The organism is Paenibacillus dendrobii, assembly GCF_009807035.1.
GTDB classification, from domain to species: domain Bacteria; phylum Bacillota; class Bacilli; order Paenibacillales; family Paenibacillaceae; genus Paenibacillus_AQ; species Paenibacillus_AQ dendrobii.
Map to the genome: position 1 here is coordinate 2,238,672 of NZ_WUBI01000001.1, position 19,451 is coordinate 2,258,122.

Sequence of the window (19,451 nt, forward strand, 5' to 3'; positions counted from 1 at the left end):
TAAAATGTTTTTTTGTGTTTTGTTTCGACTTCTGCTGTCTGTTCTTATCATACAATAGTTGGAATTAATGTAAGGGGATACATTCCTCTAAATGACGGGGAAATATCCACAATAGAGGCATAGAAATACGAATAAAAGCAAAAAACCACCTTCGGATGAAGGTGGTTTAAAATAAGTATTTATGAGAAATGTTGCATAATCATCAATTCATAAATCCGATTTGCTGCAACAGCTGCTTGATCATGACCGCGGCCTCAGCCCTAGTGACCGGAGCTGCCGGGGAGAAGCTTCCATCCGGGTTCCCACGAATGATTCCGGCCTCGCGGCACAGGTTCACGGCTGTTTGCGCGTACCCGCTGATGCGGTCGGCGTCCTTGAACGGGACTGCTGCGCCTGCACCCGACAATCTCTGGAGCGGCTTGCCGGCCAGCTCGGCGGCTTTCACCATCATCACGGCCATCTGTTCGCGGGTGAGTGCTTCGGAAGGCTTGAATTCTCCCCCCGGGAAACCCGTGACGATGCCTGCTTTGGAAGCAGCGCCGATTGCGCCTGCGTACCAGGCTGCAGCAGCAACATCGCTGAATCCGGCCGATGCTTGATCTTCCTGAAGCGCGAACGCCTTGGTAAAGAGCGACGTCAATTCCGCCCGGCTCATCACTTTATCGGGAGAAAAGGCTTCTGCCGAAGTTCCCTGCACGATCCGTTTGCCTGCAAGCAGTTCGATTTCGCTTTTTGCCCAGTGCTTGGTTATATCCGCGAAGGTCCGCGGCATTGCATGCGCCACCGCGTAGATGCCCGTATCCGGGCTGTAGAACGCCGCTTTTCCATCCGCGAAAACAGCCGGTACGACCGTTGTCGTTCCATCCGCATTGATTCTCACGACCACCAGCTCGTTCGCAGGATTCTTCGTTGTGTAAGGAATGACCATGGATGAATAGTGTTTGCCCAAATGAGAGATGTCCGACTGCTTTCCGTTCAATTCCGCAAATAATGCAAATTCAACGGTAGCGCTCACGGGTTCCAGGTTCGCTGCCTTCAGCTTCGCCTGCGCATCCGCTAGATTCGGTCCGGCAATCGGTGCGATTCGAATGTTGAAGGTTCCTGCTCCCCCCTGTACTCCCAAACCTTTGACAAGGCTCTCGAAATCAATCGTCTGGACCAGCAGGCTATAGCTGCCCGCTTCGGTATTCACCGTGAGCTTCAAGTCCGGCAGCAGCTTTGAAGCTTCCTGCAGTTTCTCAAGCGGGAGCTGGATAACCAGCCCGTTGGTCGCATGCTCTGTCACATTAAAAATCAGTTGATGATCCTTGGAAGGACCCGACTGCGCGTCGGACAATGCTTTTCCGAATTTATCGGCATCGATGACGATCGGTTCCGGAGCCAAACCGCCCGTATTCCCTTGTCCCGGTGATGTGGTCGTTCCTGAGCCGGATCCATTACCGGTATTGCCGTTGTTGCTTCCCGTATTTCCACCTGCATTCCCGCCATCGCCGCCGTTGCCACCGGTATTTCCTCCAGTGTTCCCGCCGTTTCCGTCATTTCCACCGCCAGTAGACCCCTGCCGCTGAATCTCAACGGTATAGGTTTGGGTCGTGCCTCCATCCTGCGCCGTCACGATCACGTCGATTCGGTTCGCTCCCGGACGAAGCTCGATCACTTTCGGCGTTCCGGTTGTATAAGCCGCACCGTTGACTGTCATCGACGCTTTGCCGTCTAGCGAAGAAACCGTCATCTCGATGGACGATACGTCGCTGCCAACCGAAGCGGTATAGTTCAGCTTATCCGTAGCGAATGCAGGCGACAATGAAGCGCCGTTCAAACCAAGTGCGCTCAAACCGGCCACATCGATTAATTTGCCGCCGATCAGATCCGCCTTCATCAGCTCATAATCCGACGCAACCTGTCTGTAATAATCTTCGCCCAAGTTCAGCAGAGTCGTTTCGAACGATTTCCACTGCTCGCCGCTATCGTAGACCTGGGAGATGACGCTTTTTTCAAATGCATCATCCGGGCCTGAAGAACGCGCATGCCCATAAGCATAAGCTTTGGCGATATAACCGACGTAGTCGGCAAGATTTTCCTTCGTCTTGAACGTTCCTCCAGACGCATCCTCGTAATCCCCTTTATACAGGGAAATTTTATGGACGAAGAAAGAACGGGTGCTGCTGTTGAAATAGCCAAGGAATGGTTCGGCATCCAGCGATAATTTTTCATAGGCTGTTTTCACTCTCGCACCGTCTCCGCCAGGAAAAGAATCGTATGGCGTCGTTTCTGCGCCGTCCGCATTTTCGAACATATCCGGCTTGAAGGCTTGCTTCACATCCAAAATGATATCATCGTCATGGCTTGCCGTCGGCCCTTCGATCAGCACATTATACCGTTGCGACCCGATGCTTCCCAGTCCCTGGTAGATGCGTACGGCAACGTCCTTGATCTTGAAATAATCCGGGTTTTCCGCCAGCTTCGCCTGCACAAAGTCCGGAGCCAGCGTATCCACGTACTTCTGCCAGTTCAGCTCCACTTCCGCTCTCTCGGCGCTGCTCGGCTGACGGTATTTATCCGTTTTGCCTGCCACGTTAAACACGCCGGTAGAATGCTTGCCGTCCGCAGTCGGCACAGTCCACTTGATCAAATGATCGAGCTGGGTCTTCTTGGCCAGCTTGGTCATGATCGTTTTCGTGAATCCGTCGTTAACATGGTTCATGTCCAGCTTCGTTGCTGCCGTATTCTTGTTATCGTTGCCGATCAGGGTTTGCAGCGTCAACATATATTCATTCAACATATCCGTGGCCATGTCTCTGATCTCCGCATCCGAGAGGCCCAGTTTCTCAGAGTCGCGGGTCAGATACAGGCTCGATGTCATCCGGAGCAAATCCAGGTAGAAAGGGGCGATATACGATCCGTCAAAGTCGTTCAGATCAAAAATGATCTGTCCCGGCTTATCATCGTAAAAGCCGACGTTGGCGATGTGCGCATCCCCTTCGATCCATGTTTTCACGTTCACGAGCTTCTTCCAGCTGTCCGGGATCGGAATGGCGGCACCGAGATCCTGATACATCAAGTATGGGGCTCCGCGGTAAAAAGCCGCAGCCGTGGCTGCCATGCCGGAGGTTCCGTACTTATAGCTCTTGGCATCCGGATCGTTATAATACGCGTTGCCCTCTCGAATCCGCTGCGTCAACTCCGCCCTCCGCTTCTCATCCGCTTGAACCGGTGTCTTGTATCGGTCCAGCATGATCCCTGTCATCGGCTCGGAGTCGAGCGACCCTTCTGTGACAACGGCAGAAGCTTTGAGCACGACCGTCAGCGGCACCGCCTCGATGATTGGCGTAACGGCGGTCCCGCTAACCGTGAAGATGACTTGATTGGACACCGCATCGCCAATAGCCTGAACCTTCAATCCCTCAGGCAGGCCGGTTACGGTAAATTCACCATCCGTAAGCTCGCCTTCTTTGACGGTTCCCGTCTTGACCCGGATGGCGAACGATCCGGAAGCAGTAGTCGGCCCCCTCATGGCTAACGTGTTCGATACCAGTTCGCCGCTAATTTTCGGCGTGTTGTTCTCCAGCGTGATCCCTCTAACCGTGCGGGAATCGTCATAAGCCCCGGACGACACGGCCGATTTGCGGATCACGATCCCAAGCTCCACGCTGGACGTTACATCCGCAGTAGTCGTGCCGCCAATCGTGAACGTCACTTGATGAAGCTGCGGATCGGCTTCCGCCCGGGTCACGGACAAGCCTGCAGGCAAGCCGCCGACTTCGTAATCCTGCGGATTCAGCTCTCCCTGCTTCAGGGAGCCGGTAGTCATGGTTACGACAAACTGTGCGTCGGAAGCGCTGATTTCCCGCAGATTAGCCATTTTGACCGTATGTAAATTCGCATCGGCTTTGGCCGATAGAGGCGTTAAAGACATCGCATTATGAGGTGCGAAAGTTCCGAGCGTAGCGATATCGAAATCTGCTTTGTTATCATGCGTGTTCCAGCCGTTCCCGTACAGCTCCGCGTCGCTGCCGATAATGCTTGGTACTCCGGTACCCAGAACAGGGTCCTCCGCTTTGCGGACCAGCGTCTTTTGCGCGGATGGCGTCGGCGCAGCGCCAGAGCCGTCATAGCTTGGTGCCGCACCGTATCCGACGAAATCGACCAGCGAAGAAGCCGCAGGTTTGGCCGGATTGGCGGTCGTTAATGCGACCGTACCGGCTACCAATGCGACTTTGCCGTCTTTATTGTCCATGTCGATGCTCCCCGTATCATCCGGGGTGGGCAGATCCGGACCATTAAGCGTGCTTTTACTGGCTGCCTCTTGAATTAAATAGTAACCCTTGGCGGGAATTGTCCCGTGAAGCGGAGTCACCTGCCACGAGGTGCTATCCGTTTTGGCCGTGCTTACGGCATATTGAACGGACCAGCCCGATAAACTTACCTCGGTATCTGCCGGATTATACAGCTCAACGAAATCATATTTGTAGAGCGCATCTTCGTTCTGGCTGCCTCCACCGAAAACTTTGCTGATGACGACCGGCTTGTCCGACTCCGGCACCGCATAGCTCTCCAACGAAGCAAAAGGAACATCCGGATCTTCCGCTGACTGGGCGTCCCCCGGGTTTTCCGGAATTTCGGAACTGACTTCGTTCTCTTCATTTTCGGTTGCGTCATTGCTGTCGTTTGGTTGTTCCTCCGCAGAAGGCGGATTGGCATTAACGTCGTCTGAAGCGGTATCGCTTTCTTCCGCATGAGCCGTATGGCCGCCCCAACCCAGGCTGGATGCGGCTGGATCAAGCAGCAGCGCAGCCATGATCGCAATCGTTATTTTCTTGACCCAAAGGTCCTTGCGGTTAAAGTGTGGCATTCAAATCCTCCATGTAAATGTAGTTATATTAATTTTATGTTCATTATGTAATCGGAGGATTTGCGCAATGTAAATTCTATGAATATAGCACAAAGAGCATGGTTCACAGATTTTGTGAACCATGCTTTCTGTCGAGAATTGATTTCAAGCCGAATGCTCAGTCCAAGGAAGCGATACTCCCCATCTTAAGCCGCTCTGCGCAAAGGCAGTCTTCCCCATACGTCTTCCATTGATTTATAAGTAGAGATTCGTGTCATTCATTGGCTCTGAAGACCTGTCCGTTAGATCCATTTTCGGGCAAGGATGCCAAATCCGCGATCGTATCGACAACGCTCGCAGGATCTCCCTCTCCATATGGATTTTGTTCTGTTTTCAAATTGCCAGGATCGAACATGTTCACCAGTATGCCGCTATCTTTTTCCTCGTCCGCCACCGTTCTCATTAATCCTTCCAATCCCGCTTTCGCTGCGGAATATGCCCCTAGCCCCGCGTACACAAAATTCGCCATCGCTGAAGTAATCGATACGATGCGGCCATATTGCTGTTTCCTCATGACAGGGAGGAATGCATGAGTTACGATGAAGGAACTGTATAAATTGAGACGGATCACCTGATCCCAAACCTCAAAATCCATGTCATGAATGGTGCTGTATGTACCCGTACCTCCGGCATTGTTAATTAACACGTCAACACGTCCCGCCTGTGCCAACACATGATCGCGCAGCCGCTCAACCTCGTCTGGATTGGTGACATCTGCTGCATATACAATGGCTCGGCCGTTAGTCTGCTCAATGATCTGAGCGACTTCCTCCAGCTTTTCTTGACGGCGTCCAACGAGGACAACCTCCGCTCCTTCGGCCGCAAGCCGGATTGCGGCCGCTCTCCCCAAACCGGTACCTGCACCTGTAACGATCGCAACTCGATTCGTCAATAAACTCATTTCCAACACTCCTTATCGATTGTTTTTTTCCATAATTTCATTGGCTTCGTGAAGCAAACGGATCAGTTCTTGACTGTGACTGCTATTCAGTATTTCTAAATGACGCATGTATATTTTATTGAAGCATTCGTAAATTTCGTTGCACATCGCTCTACCTTCATCCGTCAAAAATAACAAGATGTGTTTTCCCTCCTGCTTTCGTTTCGCAAGCGATTGGTTCACGAGTTTATCGATGAATCTTGTACTCGTAGAGGGAGCTATCGTAAGTTTATGGCATAGTTCTTTTTGGGTTATGCCTGGGTGATCATTGATCGTGATGATCATATACCCGTATGAGGGCGGAATATCTAACGATGCGAATGCCTCGACGGCCAGTTTTTCCATATGTCTTCCGAATCGCGCAGCAGTAAAATACAAGCAGTGACTTAGCAAATAATCGGAATCGGGACTCTCCATCAAACCACCCCCTTTGAGCCAAAATTCATTTGTATATACAAATGAATTATATTGCGTGATCTCCCGTTTGTAAATCCATCGTTCATAGTCCTCTTTGATGTCCTCCTCCCAGACAAAGAAAAACCCGCCTCTTCAGGCGGGGATTAAGGGCATTGCGGCATCCCAAGCTACGCTTTATTTTATTATTCGAGCTCTAAATGAAAACCTTCGATTTCTTTCTCCGCGTCCCGGAAAAGCGCTAACAGCTGCCGGCTGTATTCCCCGAGTTTCTCTTCGCTTTCTTGAAAATGAATCCACCGGATCGTAAGCGGCATGTCGGCCCACCCCGTCAGAATATCCCATAAGGCGTCTAAATTGCCGCCATAGTAGCCCGGAAGCTCCATGGCTTCTTTTAAAACGGCATGAAGCTGGCTCTTGTTATCGAACATATTGCCATCCAATATGATATTGCGCAATCTCCGAACCCCCAATGACTCACTTGATTTGTTCAAACGTCTCGTAATGGTTCTCTGTCTTGTATATTAAACCGTCGTTGGAAAAGAGGATACGGTCTTTCCCCCGATGTCCGGATGTGTAATTGATATCGGCTTCGTACCATATCCTTCCCTTTTTATAAGGCAATTTTTTTTCGCGGTTTTGGAAAACGTCCCCGCCAATGCTTTTCCCAGGCGCGACTTCTTGCAAGTTTCCTCCCTGAGGATCCCAGCCGAGCTTTTTCGCTTCATTTTTGGTTATAAAATTTTCCGGCAATTCGTGATGTGCTTTGATGTAGTTAGCCACGCCTTCAAACGAGGTCAAACTTTCCGATTGCGGCTGGATCTCGTTAATCCCGCAGCCAGCCAAAAGCAATATGCAACTTAACCATACAAACAATACAGACTTTAAGGCCTTCAAACGCTTCATCCTCACTTCTTTATTAATGGGTCCATGATATTGTACGACTTTCATAACGCGAAGTTTCGCTGCATGTCACTCTTGTCCGCCAAAGGTCGGATTTGACTCGATCATAGTCTTTTTTACTATGGATATGTTACAATCGAGCACATAGCGGCTTCATGCCGTCTATCTTTCATATTTGAAAGGGTTGGGTGAGGGGCTATTATGGAAAGCAGGTATTCAATTGGTCCACCAAGAAAGTCGGACGCCATCGCAAGCAAAGGAAACAACTTCACCTAATCCGGCTTCCCGTCTCGCTCCTAGCGATTGGCGGCGGGAGCTGTTAGCGGGAGCCGTGTCTTTTTTCGCGATTGTCTATATTATTATTGTCAATTCATCGATATTGGCGGATGCCGGCATTCCTCAAGAAGCCGGTATTGTCGCCACGATCCTCACATCCGCGGTCGGCTGCTTCATTATGGGCTTATGGGGCAAAGCTCCCTTGATTATCGCACCCGGGATGGGGATTAACGCCATGTTTACCTACACGCTCGTTCAAGGCATGGGTCTGACGTGGCAGCAGGCGCTGGCCGTCGGCATGATGTCAGGCCTTTGTTTTTTGGTCATCAGCATGACCTCTCTGATCGAGAAGTTGCGTACGGCCATCCCCGCTTCGCTTCAGGAAGCCATCTCGGTCGGCATCGGTCTCATGCTGGTCCTCATAGGCTTGCATAAGGGCGGCGTGATCGTTTCGGACCCGTCCTCGGTGATTGCCGTGCAGTCGTTCGCCGACCCGGGCGTGATCGTAACGCTCGCAACGCTGGCGCTAACGTGCATCCTGTATATGCGCAAAGTTCCGGGCAACCTGCTGCTAGCCATAATTGGGGGAACGGTGCTTGCCTATCTATTCGGAGCCGCGCCCTCAAAGGCAGCAAGCGTCGGAAGCTCCTCCTGGTCCGCCTATGGAGACGTGTTCGGCCATCTCTCGTTTAAAGGCGTCTCGATGACGACTGTGATCGTCGCCGTCTTTTCGCTTACGCTCGTCATCGTGTTCGAGAACGTGGGTCTCATTAACGCGCAATTGAACATGAGCGGAAGATCGGAACGCTTCAAGCGTGTCATTCAAGCCACTTCGTTTACCGTCTTCCTAAGCGGCATCTTCGGCACAAGCCCGACGGTTTCCACCGTGGAAGCGGCCGCCGGCATTTCGGCCGGGGGAAAAACAGGCTGGACCCCGATCGTTACGGGGATGCTGTTCTTGTTCTCGCTCATCGCGATGCCGGTCATTACGCTCGTACCGGATCAGGCTGTAGCGCCGATCCTCATCTTCATTGGCGGCTTGATGATGCCCGCCGTTCGCAATATTTCTTTCGAACGGATGGAAGAAGGCCTTCCCGCGTTCTTCATCATCGCGTTCATTCCGCTCATGCACAGCATCGTGGACGGTATCGCAATCGGTTTCATCAGCTATGCGCTGTTCCATATTGCAGTAGGCAAATGGCGCAAAGTGAAGCCGCTCTTCTATATCGTTTCGCTGCTATTCGTTATCTATTTTGTGCTTCAGGCATTTTAACCCAGACTAACCAACAAACCCGCTCCGTACGCATTGGCGTTCGGGCGGGTTTGTTAGTTAATCAGCCACTATGGCTAAATCTTCAAAGCGCTTGCTGGTGTCTCTTCTATTACTTGGCTTCCTTCTCATTGATGATTTTGGTGGCTTCATCCACCATCCATTTTTGCACCACTTCAATCGGTTCGTTGCTCAGCATAAATTTGCTGAACCCGTCATCGATGACCTTGGACAGATCGGAAGAACTTACTGTAACGATCGGGGAGGCATCCAAATATTTAATGTCCGGACCGAACAGCGTGCTTTTGAGTGAATCCACATCGTATTTGTCTGTATTTTTGCCGATCAAACGGTCCACCAGTTTATTCTGGTCGGATTTCTTCGCACCGGCGAACTCCGATCTCGATTCCGAATCCGTTGTCGTCATAAACCGCATCAGCTTATAAGCTTCCTCTTTATGCTTGGATGTCGCGCCCATGACGAGCTGTCCGCCGCCCACGAAATATTTGCCGCCTTCATAGTCTTTAGGCAGAGCATTTTGCGGAGGAAGCGGAACCGGCGCGAATGCCGTCTTGAAATCATGCGGGTACTGTTCTATATTCCCCGGATCCGGGATCATAAAGCTTCCCGAGAGAAGCATCGCTGCGTCGCCGCTAAAGAATTCGCTGCGGTAGTTCAGCTTGGCCGCAAGCGTATCGGCGTAAGGTTTAGCGGACTTATCGACGGTCTCCATGTCCTTCCGAAGCTGGAAGAAATATTTGTATGTCGGGTCCGCAAGGATGGTCGTACCGTCATCGTAACGGAACGGATCTTTCATCACCGTCTGGGCAGGCGCGTTCATGTACAGCTCCCATGTGTGGAAATACGTTCCGTAACGTTTATCCACGCCTTCGCCCTTGGTGAGCTTTTTCGCGTAATCGCGGAAATCGTCCCATGTCCAGCCGTATTTAGGCACTGGCAATCCCGCTTCGTCCAAAGCGTCCTTATTCAGCAGCACGAACTGATAACCCGCAGTCATCTGCATTCCGTAATACTTGTCGCCTACCTTGGGATTGACGTAATACTCATCTTCCGGTTTAACCCCTTCGCTTTGGAACAAATCATTCAGTGGAGCTAACGCCCCTCTGGCTGCTCTTTCAATAACAGCCCCTGAACTCGGAACATTGACGACATCGACCGCTTCACCGGACGAAATCAGAAAATCAAGTTTTTTCAGCATTTCAACGGAGTTACCTGGAACGAGCACGACATGTTCTACCTTGATATCCGGATTTTGCGCCTCGAATTCTTTGAGCATCGCGTCGGTTGCGCCTTCTTGATCCGCATTGTCCCAGTTATAATACTTGAGCGTTACCTGCCCGTCCGATTTTCCGGTACCGCCGGCAGAGTCCGGTTTGCTGCCACATCCGCTCAGCGCGGTAAACACGGCTAACATTAGACAAAGTGAAGCGACAAGATTTCGTTTACTTTTCCTTCTCATTTTTCTGCCCCCTATAGATGGAAGATCCTCTCATTCTTGCAACCTCAGTATAATAATTGGACGCGGTGTGCAAGTGCATAATTTTGAGGTATATGGATTACTTTTTTGACCTTTTTGAGCGCCCGAAACACTCAGCCTTTCACCCCGCCCAATGCGATGCCGTTAATTACTTGCTTTTGCAGCACGATGAAAATCACCAACAGAGGAATAATGGCAGACAGCGAGGCCATCATCATGATCGCGTCATTGGTCGTGTAGTCATCCCGAAACAAGGTCATTCCAAGCGGAATGGTGTACAGATCCTTCGTTTGCAAGAAGATGAGCGGATTCTGATAATCGTTCCAAGACCAAATGAATTTAATGATGGCGACAGTAGCCAGAACAGGGCGGCAGAGCGGAATGATGATCGAGGCAAAGGTTCTCAAATGTCCCGCCCCATCAATTTTTGCGGCTTCAATATATTCATCGCTGATCCCCACCATGAATTGGCGGAGCAAAAACGTGAAATAAATCGAAAACATGCTCATGAGAATCAGCGCAATATGCGTATCATACAGCCCCATCCAGCGTACAAGCATGAACCGAGGAATGAGCGTCGCCTGATCCGGAATGATCATGAAGGCGAGCAGCGCCGTAAATACGAGATTTCTCCCCCGGAATTTCAGCTTGGTGAATGAATATGCCGCCATGGTGGATACCAGCAACGTAATGAAGGTGACGATGACGGCGACTTTGATCGAGTTGAAATAAATATGTAAAAAGGGTACTTTCCCCATCCAAACTGCTTTGAAATTGTACACTACATTAATAGATTTAGGAATCCAGTCAATGGGAAACCGCATGACGTCCTTTTCAAATTTAAACGCCGAGGAAATCATCCATACGAATGGAATCAAAAAGAAGATGGACAACGCTCCCATTAAAATTGTCGTAATCAGCTTCGAAATATTTTTGCGAAACAATGGCATGTCCTTCTCGCCTCCTATTCTTCTTTTCTCATTTTCCAGGTTGCCGCCGTAATAATCGCGATAATGGCGAATAATAGCCAAGAGATCGCGGAGGCATAGCCCATGTTGTAATTCACGAACCCTTCTTCGTAAATTCGGAACACGATCACTGTTGAGGAATTATCAGGACCGCCTTCTGTCAGGTAGGAGATAATATCGAACACTTTGAAGGAGCCGATGAGCATCGTAATGATCAGGAAAAAGGTTGTTGAACGAAGCAAAGGAACCGTGATTTTAAAAAACTTCGTCAGGGATGTTGCCCCATCGATTTCGGCAGCTTCATATAGCTCACTCGATATACTGGTGAGTCCGGCCAGATAAATGATAATCGTATAACCCAGACCAGCCCAGGAGCTGATGATGGCAATCGAGATGAGCGACGTTTTCGGATCCACAAGCCATTTCGGAGGATTGGAGATGCCCAGATCCATCAGTAACTGGTTAATCGGTCCGAGCGAAGGATGGAATAATGCGCTCCATACGGCGGCGATCGCAATGATGGACGAGATATAAGGAATGAAGAATACAACCTTGAAGTAGTCCTTCCAGAACACCTTGTTATGAATCAGGACGGCCAGAACGAGCGCAATCGCGATCGGAACCGGAACCGTCAGCACGGTATAAATCAGATTGTTTTTCAGCGCCTTTAGAATGGTCGGATCATGCAGCATATGAATGTAATTTTCCAGCCCCGCGAATTTAATGCCTGATACCCCGGACAGCAGATTCCAGGACGTAAAGCTTAAATACAGGGAGAACCCGAGCGCAAAAACGTTCAGCAGCAGCATCCCCACAATCTCCGGAGCGAGGAATAACCAGCCGACGAGGGCCTCCTTCCGTTTCGGGGTCCAAAATTTGCGGGAATCCTGAAGCTTCTCGTTCGTAAAGGTTGGTTTGGCAGCTTCCACTTCGCATCACCTCAACATGATTAGTTGGCCTGTAAGGCCTTATTGCTAGCGTGTTATTTTCTTTTATCATAATAAAAACCCATCCTTTTCGAAGGATGGATTCTGACTTGGTACGGGTAAGATTTTGACTTTTCGCTTCACCCGAACCGGTTTATTTATCGAATGTATTTGCTGACGGCATACTTCATTTTATAATCGCTGGGCGTCATGCCTATGTATTTCTTGAAGACTTTGGAGAAGTAGGTACGGTCCGAATATCCCAGTCCCATTGCAAGAGATTCCAGGGTTTGCCCGGAGCTTTTCATCATCTTCGCCGCGATGTCCATTTTATATTGATGGACGTAATCCGTAAAATTAACGCCGGTCAAGCGCTTGAAATAGCGGGAGAAATAACTTGAATTCAAATATAAAAAGCGGGCCATATCGATCGAGGTAATATTGTCGGCCAAATGCTGCTCGATAAATTGCTGAATCAGCTGCAGTTTGGGTTCTTGAATCCCCGAAGCAGCGCCTTTCTGCTTATTTTGCGCAATATAGACCAGCTGCCGTTCTACAAGTTCCATGACATCCCCGAAGGTTCTCGCCGAGGCGAGATAAGCATACCTGGTCTCATCCGACTTCCTTCCGGAAAACATCATATCGATGCCGCGCAGCAGTATAATAACCTCCTGGACGAATTCCCCTGGCTCAAACCGCTTCTCTCTTGCCGCATTCCCGATGGATGAAGCCAATTCCTGAATGCTGCGGGCATCATTCTTCAGCACCGCGCGCTCCATATCCGATTTATACCTGTCCAAAGAACCTTGCGGAAAAGGTAAAAACAGATGCTGCCGTAAGAGCGGCATGTCCGAAATCACGAAGTCCCCGTTCTCATAAAACTCATGTCTGTGCTGGATCATTTGGTGATGGCAGGAACCGACGGCGGCGAGTCCTATCTTATCCGTTACGGCGGCGATATTTAACCGCAATTTTAAAAATTGTCCGGTTCTGGACCGCAGCTCCCGTAAATACGCCTGAAAATGGGAATAAGCGTTGCCCGCCAAATTCAGCCTGTAATTATACAAAACGATCAGGTGGTTCTGCTCCATAAACGGCGTGATCCCCTCGTACGTAGCGGCGAGTTCAACGGCAATATTGTAAATGCCGTACGATATCAACGAAATGTTGTCTTGAGCGTACAGCTGTTCATACGTTGCGTAATGCAAATGCACGATCCCCATCATAAACCAGGGATATTCCCATGAAATGCCCAGCCCCGCTGCATATTCCCGCGTCTCTTCCGGATGCACGCCGTCCAAAACCCGCTGAATCAGCCCTTGCTTGAACAGATCGCTGTTATAATTCGAAGCTTTTTGATCCATTGGAGCCCCTTTGGATTGTAGGTGGCGGATCGACTTTTGCAAACTCTGCTCAAGCTGTTCCGCCGTAAGTTGATCCTTCAGTAAATAATCGTCGGCATTCAGCTTTACCGCCTGCTGAGCATAATGAAAATCTTCATGGCAGGTTAAAAAGATGACCCTGGTGTCGGGCTTCATGTGGCGGAATGCCTCTGCAAGCTCGATTCCGTTTTTTTGCGGGAGTCCGATATCCGTAATGACAATGTCCGGCAAGGTCTCTTGAAACAGATGCAGCGCTTTGGCGCTGGAATAAGTCGATCCCACAATATGCAGTTGAAGCGAATCCCACTCGATCATTTGCTGCAGCACCTTCAGCATCGGCACGTCATCATCAATCAACATCACTTTATGCATCAGATTGCATTCCTCCCTGGAAGTATAGCCTGGACGTCGTGAACCGGTATTCGAAGTACGGCAGTCATTCCGCGCCTCTCATTCGGAACAAGGGCGATCGCGGCATCGGAGCCAAAATAAAGCCGCAGACGCTGGGCCACATTGAGCAATCCCACCCTGTCATACGGGGTATCCGGGCCTGAATCGCGGATTTGCAGCTGTTCGTTCAGCAGTAATCGCCGCGCTTCTTCGATCCCATCGCCGTTATCCTCGATTTCAATCGTAAAGTAGCCTTGCTTCCTGCTTGCGCGGATCCATATTTTCGCATCCGGATGATCCACGAGCCCGTGTACAATGGCATTTTCGATGATGGGCTGCAGCATCAGCTTGGGAATAATCCAAGACGTTAATTCCGGCTCCAGATCGACCACCAGCTGCACCGGAATTTCATTCCTTATTTTCATAATATCGATGTAATGCCGCATCAGTTCGCACTCTTCTTGTAAAGTCGTCGGCTCGTTAAATTTCATGTACGCGCGAAGCAGGCTCATTAAGGAATCGATAATGCCGCTGTGCAGCCGATCCTTCTGCAGAATCAGGCTGCATTTGATCGAATTAAGCGTATTGATCAGAAAATGGGGCCGGATCTGCATAAACAAGGCTTCCAGCTCCATCACCCGCTTCTGCTCCTGTTCATGCTCGATGTCATGAATCAATCCCTTGAGCTGATCCAGCATCGTATTGAGCGTGTGGCTCAGTTCGGCGATGTCATCTCTTCCTTTCACTTCAAGCCTGACGTCCAGATTGCCCATGCCGAATTGCCGGACGACGCGCTGCAGTTTTTGTATCGGTCTATGCAGCCTTTTCGCTATGTACATCGACGAGATCGAGAAAATGATGAAGAACAGGATGACGCCCCCGATCCCCGCATAGAACGTCCGCGATATTTTGCCGGTAAACGCCTCTTTATTGGCCTCATAGACCAGAGTCCAGTCCGTTTTGTCGAGCGTCACTTCTGAGCGAAGGGTCGAAGGAGAACCCCCCGGTCCCGGCGCGGACAACTCCGTACTCCCGGCAATGCGGCTTCCTTTGGCATCGAAGAGAACAACCTTGCCGAACTCCACCGGCTTCAGCAGCTTGTCAAAATAAGATTCGGAGATACCGATGATGAGAACCGATAAATACTGCTTATCGTGGCCATCATAGATGACTCTGGCAATATAATAGGTCCCGTTCTGCTCAGAGCCCTCTCTATCCATGCCGAGCCACTGCAAGGTTTCCGGTTGGTTGAAATCGATTTTGGCGTACAGATCATCCAGGTTTCTGTTCACGACCGTCATGTCGTCCTCGCTCGACGGAATCATGAAGCGCTTTCGGTTCACCAGATACATCCGGATGTTATTGTTCAACGGCTTGGACGTGATGAGGGAAAACACGCCTTTGATCTGGGTGAAGTTGGTATAATCATCGTAACTTCGGAGCCGGTCCGTGTCGGCAAAGTTTCTCAAGTACGTCCTGAAGCTCGTGTCATTGACAATAAAATGGGAAGCGAACGTCACGTCATCGATCGTCTTGCCGATTTCATCGACCATGACCTTCAAAAAGTTCTCATTGGTCAATTGCAGCTTCTCTACCATCGTTTCTTTGATCAGCGCAAAAGAAATCACCGATACGGTGATGATCGGTACGATAATAAACAAAAGGAATGAAAGTTGTATTCTCCGGTAATAGTTCAACTTGAACACGCCTGACTTTCGCCTCTTTCATGCTTCAATAGAAGTTAAACCAATGATTGGCAAGGAATCAGAATCATTTCTCCCTCTTGCCTAATTCCTTATCTTTTCACTGGTCCACTTATATTGGATAATCATGCTAGTCTTATCGTATCTTGTCCCCCGACCTTTTGTCATTCACTTAATCGGCGTCGTTGCTGCCGCAGGCGATTAAACACGTTCATGCCAGTAGCCGGTGATCCCCTTCTCCATGCGCATAAGCGCCTCTAAGTAGAAGTAATCGCCCCAGATCATGTAATCATCGGGGGACACTCCTCCATGAACGTAATACGAACCGTGCTTCAGCAGCCCCTCGGCATCTTCCTCCCCGATGGTGGCATACCGCTCTACCAGACTCGTCATGGATTTCAGGAGCATTTCCTGAAAATAGGCGCGGTCGGAGTCCTGATCTTCCAGATGGGAGAGGAGTTCCAGCAGCCCCGCCGCCACGATGGCCGATGCCGAGCTGTCCCGGTAAGTCCCTTCCTGTACAGGTGCGTTGAAATCCCAGTAGGCTACGTGATCCTCCGGCAAATGCTCAAGGAAATACCGGGCAAGGCGTTTCGCGGATTCCAGAAACAACGGGTTCTTCGTATACCGGTAGGACAGCGCGAATCCGTACACGCCCCAAGCCTGTCCCCGGGTCCAGGTCGAACCGTTCGAATATCCCTGATGCGTCGCTCCGCCGATGGGCTCGCCCGTCTCGGGATTAAAAAAGAACGTATGATAGGAGCTGTCATCGCCTCTGACCAAAAAACGCCTGGACTTCTCTGCCTGCAAGACCGCCGCCTCCCGGTAGGCGGGGTCGCCTGTCTGCTCGCTTGCCCAGTACAGCAGCGGAAGGTTCAGCAGGCAGTCGATAATGATCCGGCCCGCTTCCTTGGCATCTTCCTTCCGTCCCCAAGCCTGAATGTAACCGCCGGGTTCGCGCCACCGCTTCATCAGCACATCGGCCGCCTGCAACGTTAGCTGCCGGGCGGATTCATCCCGGGTTACGATCCACTGCGCTTTCGAGGATAAAGAATACAGGAATCCGATATCATGATGGTCCAGCACCACATGGTCCCGCAGACGCTTATGAAAGCTCGCGACCGTGGCTTCAGCCGCCTGGCGGAAGCGTTCATCCCCGGAATACTCATAACTGAGCCATAACATCCCGGACCAGAATCCATCGGTCCAGTCATTGTTATCGTTCAGCTCATACGTTCCGTTCCGGCTGACGTGAGGAAATTTCTCTCCGAATCTATCGATATTTTGTAATGTCTTGGCAATCGCGTCTTCAATCGCATCGGTCCACATGATGACCTTCTCCCCCTTTGGTTTTCGTTCACGAATTTAGAACCATCATAACGAATAAAAGCTGCCGTCACGCGCGTGAATTTTAGCAGTGATGTGCACTATTTTGACTTTTTGATCCATCATTTTAAGAAGTGACGAGTCCATTCATCATTTCAATCGAACCCGCCAGGCGGTTCCGGCCGGAATGCACAAAGAATAAGCATGATGGGTCGGATGAACCGCAATTGGTTCATCTAGGGAACCGAATATTTGAAGCGGCGCTTCACTGTAAAGGAGACACTCATTGCCCAGCTTGGACTCGATCCTCGCCTCTGCCAATTGCCCCGCCGACCATTCGATATCAACAATGAACCCGCCTCTTGCGCATAATCCTGTGACGCGGCCGGAAGGCCATTCGGACGGCAGCGCAGGCAGCAGGCGGACTTCGCCTGCATGCGATTGCAGGAGCATCTCTTGCATGGCAGCCGCTCCTCCAAAATTGGCGTCAATCTGAAACGGCGGATGATCTCCGAAGAGATTGGGATGAACAGCTTTGCTTAATAAATTCCGCAAGCTGCCGTATGACTGCTCGCCATCGTCTAATCGGGCCCAAAAATTCGCAATCCAGGCTTGGCTCCATCCGGTATGCCCTCCGCCATGGGTTAATCTTCGTTCGAGTGTCAGCCTCGCAGCAGCTCCCAGTTCCGGCATCCGATGGGGCAATATTTGCTCGCCCGGATGCAGCGCAAACAGATGGGAAATATGGCGATGACCCGGCTCGGCCTCATCGTAATCGACGGACCATTCCATGATCTGGCCGTACTGCCCGATCTGCGGCTGCGGAAGCCTGCTGCGGGCGTTCTTCCATTCTATCTGCAGCGGACCATCCAGATCGAGGCGCTCCGCAGCTTGAAGGCATGCACTGAATAAAGCGTACACGATTTGGGAATCCATGGAGGGCCCGTAGCATAATGCCCCAGTTTCCCCCGCTTCCGTGACATAACGATTCTCCGGAGACAATGATGGCGAAGTGACGAGATGCCCGGCCGGGTCTTCTGTCAAAAAATCCAGGAAAAACACAGCGGCCTCCTTCAGCACAGGATAAGCCCGTTCACGTAAAAACTCTTCTGAGCCGCTATACAAGTAATGCTCCCATAAGTGGAGGGCAATCCATGCACCACCCGTCGGCCAGATGTTAGCCGTCGTGTATACTCCGAATATGCCGGTGTCCGCCCATAAATTCGTCATCGTATGGGCCGTGAATCCCCGAGCACCGTATAAAGAAGCGGCCGTGCGGCGGCCGTTTACGGCCAATCTGTCGATCAGATCAAACAAAGGCTCATGGCATTCCGCTAAATTCCCCGTCTCGGCAATCCAGTAATTCATCTGCAAGTTAATGTTCAAATGAAGATCCGATTCCCATGGCGGAGTAAAGCTGTCATTCCATATTCCTTGCAAATTGGCGGGAAGACTTCCCGGCCGTGAACTGGCCATCAGCAAATAACGTCCGTATTGGTAAAATAAAGCTTCAAGCCCCGGATCTATTCCGCCCTGGCGATAATGGTGAAGACGTTCTGAAGTCGGCAGCTGCCGGGCGTTCTCGTTCTCTGCACGATCTCCCCTCAGTTCCAGCACGACTCTATCAAATAAGGAACGATGATCGAGTATATGTCTTTGCCGCAGCTCTTCATATGACATGGCGGATGCGCGGACAACCTGCTCCAACGCTTCTCTGTAAGGGTCGCTGCACCGGAACGATGTCTGGGCGGCAAGGATCAGCGTGACCGAATCGGCATGGCGGATATCCAGGTAATTCCAGGCAACCTGAAGCTCTCCTCCCTGTGTAACGGCCTGAATCACAGCCGCATAATGCACGCCGTCAGGCCCGGCTTGTCCTTGCATCGCAAGGATTCCGCCCTCCTCCCTACGGATTTCTCCTTCGTAAGGCCTCCGGCTCATCCTGATCCTCAAGGAAAGAGATCCCGGACGGGAAGCCGTCAAATGCATGACCAACACTTGATCGGCTGCACTGGAGAAGATGTGCCGGTCATACCGCGTTGATCCGACTTGATAGGAGATCGATGCCACTCCCTCCTGAATATCGAGCACACGTTCATAATCCGAAGCAGCCTCATGACCTTCCATCTCGATCAACAAATCTCCTAAAGGCTGGTAAGGGCCAAAATAGTTGGGCGCATTGGTCATATGCAATAGAGCCAACCTTTCCGCTTCCTCGGGCTTCCCCTCCAACAACAGCCTTCTGATTTCCTCCAGTTTGCCAACGGCAGCCGGGTTATCATTTCCTTTGGGGCCACCGTACCACAAAGAATCTTCGTTCAGCTGAATCCGTTCATTCCCAATCCCCCCGAAAATCATGCCACCCAAGCGGCCGTTCCCGACGGGAAAGGCTTCCGTCCATATTCGTGCCGGCTGCTTCTCAAACAATGCATCATTGCTGCCCATGCACAATTCATCTCCCAACCACGAGTTAATAAATCTATTATAGGATGTCATCTTTGTTTTTCGACATAAAATCCTTTTACATCAAGGAGAAATATTTTGACTATATTGTGATACGGTTA

13 protein-coding genes are annotated in these 19,451 nt (G+C 50.7%); 1 reads left to right on the forward strand and 12 read right to left on the reverse strand.

What is annotated here, in order from left to right; translation table 11 throughout:
• Positions 1–202: 202 nt before the first annotated feature.
• From GRF59_RS09795 to GRF59_RS09815, 5 genes are all read right to left on the reverse strand, one after another.
• Positions 203–4,852 carry a DUF2252 family protein gene (locus GRF59_RS09795; protein WP_160497387.1) on the reverse strand — a complete coding sequence of 1,550 codons (4,650 nt, stop codon included), beginning with the start codon at positions 4,850–4,852 and terminating at the stop codon, positions 203–205.
• 253 nt (positions 4,853–5,105) lie between these two features.
• Entirely contained in the window at positions 5,106–5,792 is a 687-nt protein-coding gene (locus GRF59_RS09800; RefSeq protein ID WP_160497388.1) for an SDR family NAD(P)-dependent oxidoreductase, read from the reverse strand.
• Between the two features lie 12 nt (positions 5,793–5,804).
• Positions 5,805–6,248 (reverse strand): MarR family winged helix-turn-helix transcriptional regulator, encoded by a 444-nt coding sequence (locus tag GRF59_RS09805; RefSeq protein WP_160497389.1) that lies wholly within the window; start codon positions 6,246–6,248, stop codon positions 5,805–5,807.
• Positions 6,249–6,430: 182 nt separating this feature from the next.
• A complete protein-coding gene (locus tag GRF59_RS09810) occupies positions 6,431–6,703 on the reverse strand; it encodes a barstar family protein (RefSeq protein ID WP_160497390.1) in 273 nt (90 codons plus the stop codon).
• Positions 6,704–6,722: 19 nt separating this feature from the next.
• The gene (locus GRF59_RS09815; RefSeq protein ID WP_160498212.1) at positions 6,723–7,151 is read right to left on the reverse strand and encodes a ribonuclease domain-containing protein; all 429 of its coding nucleotides are present in this window, start codon (positions 7,149–7,151) and stop codon (positions 6,723–6,725) included.
• Positions 7,152–7,368: 217 nt separating this feature from the next.
• Between GRF59_RS09815 and GRF59_RS09820 the strand changes: the two genes are divergently transcribed.
• Positions 7,369–8,697: an NCS2 family permease gene (locus GRF59_RS09820; protein ID WP_160497391.1), complete on the forward strand. Its 1,329-nt coding sequence runs from the start codon at positions 7,369–7,371 to the stop codon at positions 8,695–8,697.
• A 109-nt stretch (positions 8,698–8,806) separates the two neighbouring features.
• Here the strand turns inward: GRF59_RS09820 and GRF59_RS09825 are convergent, their stop codons facing one another.
• The 7 genes from GRF59_RS09825 to GRF59_RS09855 all read right to left on the reverse strand — a co-directional run bounded on the left by GRF59_RS09825 (position 8,807) and on the right by GRF59_RS09855 (position 19,332).
• On the reverse strand, positions 8,807–10,174 hold the full coding sequence (locus GRF59_RS09825) for an ABC transporter substrate-binding protein (protein WP_160497392.1): 1,368 nt from the start codon (positions 10,172–10,174) through the stop codon (positions 8,807–8,809).
• 131 nt (positions 10,175–10,305) lie between these two features.
• On the reverse strand, positions 10,306–11,142 hold the full coding sequence (locus GRF59_RS09830; protein WP_160497393.1) for a carbohydrate ABC transporter permease: 837 nt from the start codon (positions 11,140–11,142) through the stop codon (positions 10,306–10,308).
• A 14-nt stretch (positions 11,143–11,156) separates the two neighbouring features.
• Complete coding sequence (locus GRF59_RS09835; RefSeq protein ID WP_160497394.1) at positions 11,157–12,089, reverse strand: ABC transporter permease subunit; 933 nt, start codon at positions 12,087–12,089, stop codon at positions 11,157–11,159.
• A gap of 155 nt (positions 12,090–12,244) precedes the next feature.
• Positions 12,245–13,840 carry a response regulator transcription factor gene (locus tag GRF59_RS09840; RefSeq protein ID WP_160497395.1) on the reverse strand — a complete coding sequence of 532 codons (1,596 nt, stop codon included), beginning with the start codon at positions 13,838–13,840 and terminating at the stop codon, positions 12,245–12,247.
• Positions 13,840–15,564, reverse strand: coding sequence for a histidine kinase (locus tag GRF59_RS09845; RefSeq protein ID WP_160497396.1), 1,725 nt, complete (start codon positions 15,562–15,564; stop codon positions 13,840–13,842). The genes GRF59_RS09840 and GRF59_RS09845 overlap by 1 nt, the downstream gene beginning before the upstream one ends.
• Before the next feature lie 198 nt (positions 15,565–15,762).
• Complete coding sequence (locus tag GRF59_RS09850) at positions 15,763–16,890, reverse strand: glycoside hydrolase family 88 protein (RefSeq protein ID WP_160497397.1); 1,128 nt, start codon at positions 16,888–16,890, stop codon at positions 15,763–15,765.
• 147 nt (positions 16,891–17,037) lie between these two features.
• The gene (locus tag GRF59_RS09855) at positions 17,038–19,332 is read right to left on the reverse strand and encodes a glycoside hydrolase family 95 protein (RefSeq protein WP_160497398.1); all 2,295 of its coding nucleotides are present in this window, start codon (positions 19,330–19,332) and stop codon (positions 17,038–17,040) included.
• Positions 19,333–19,451 lie beyond the last annotated feature (119 nt).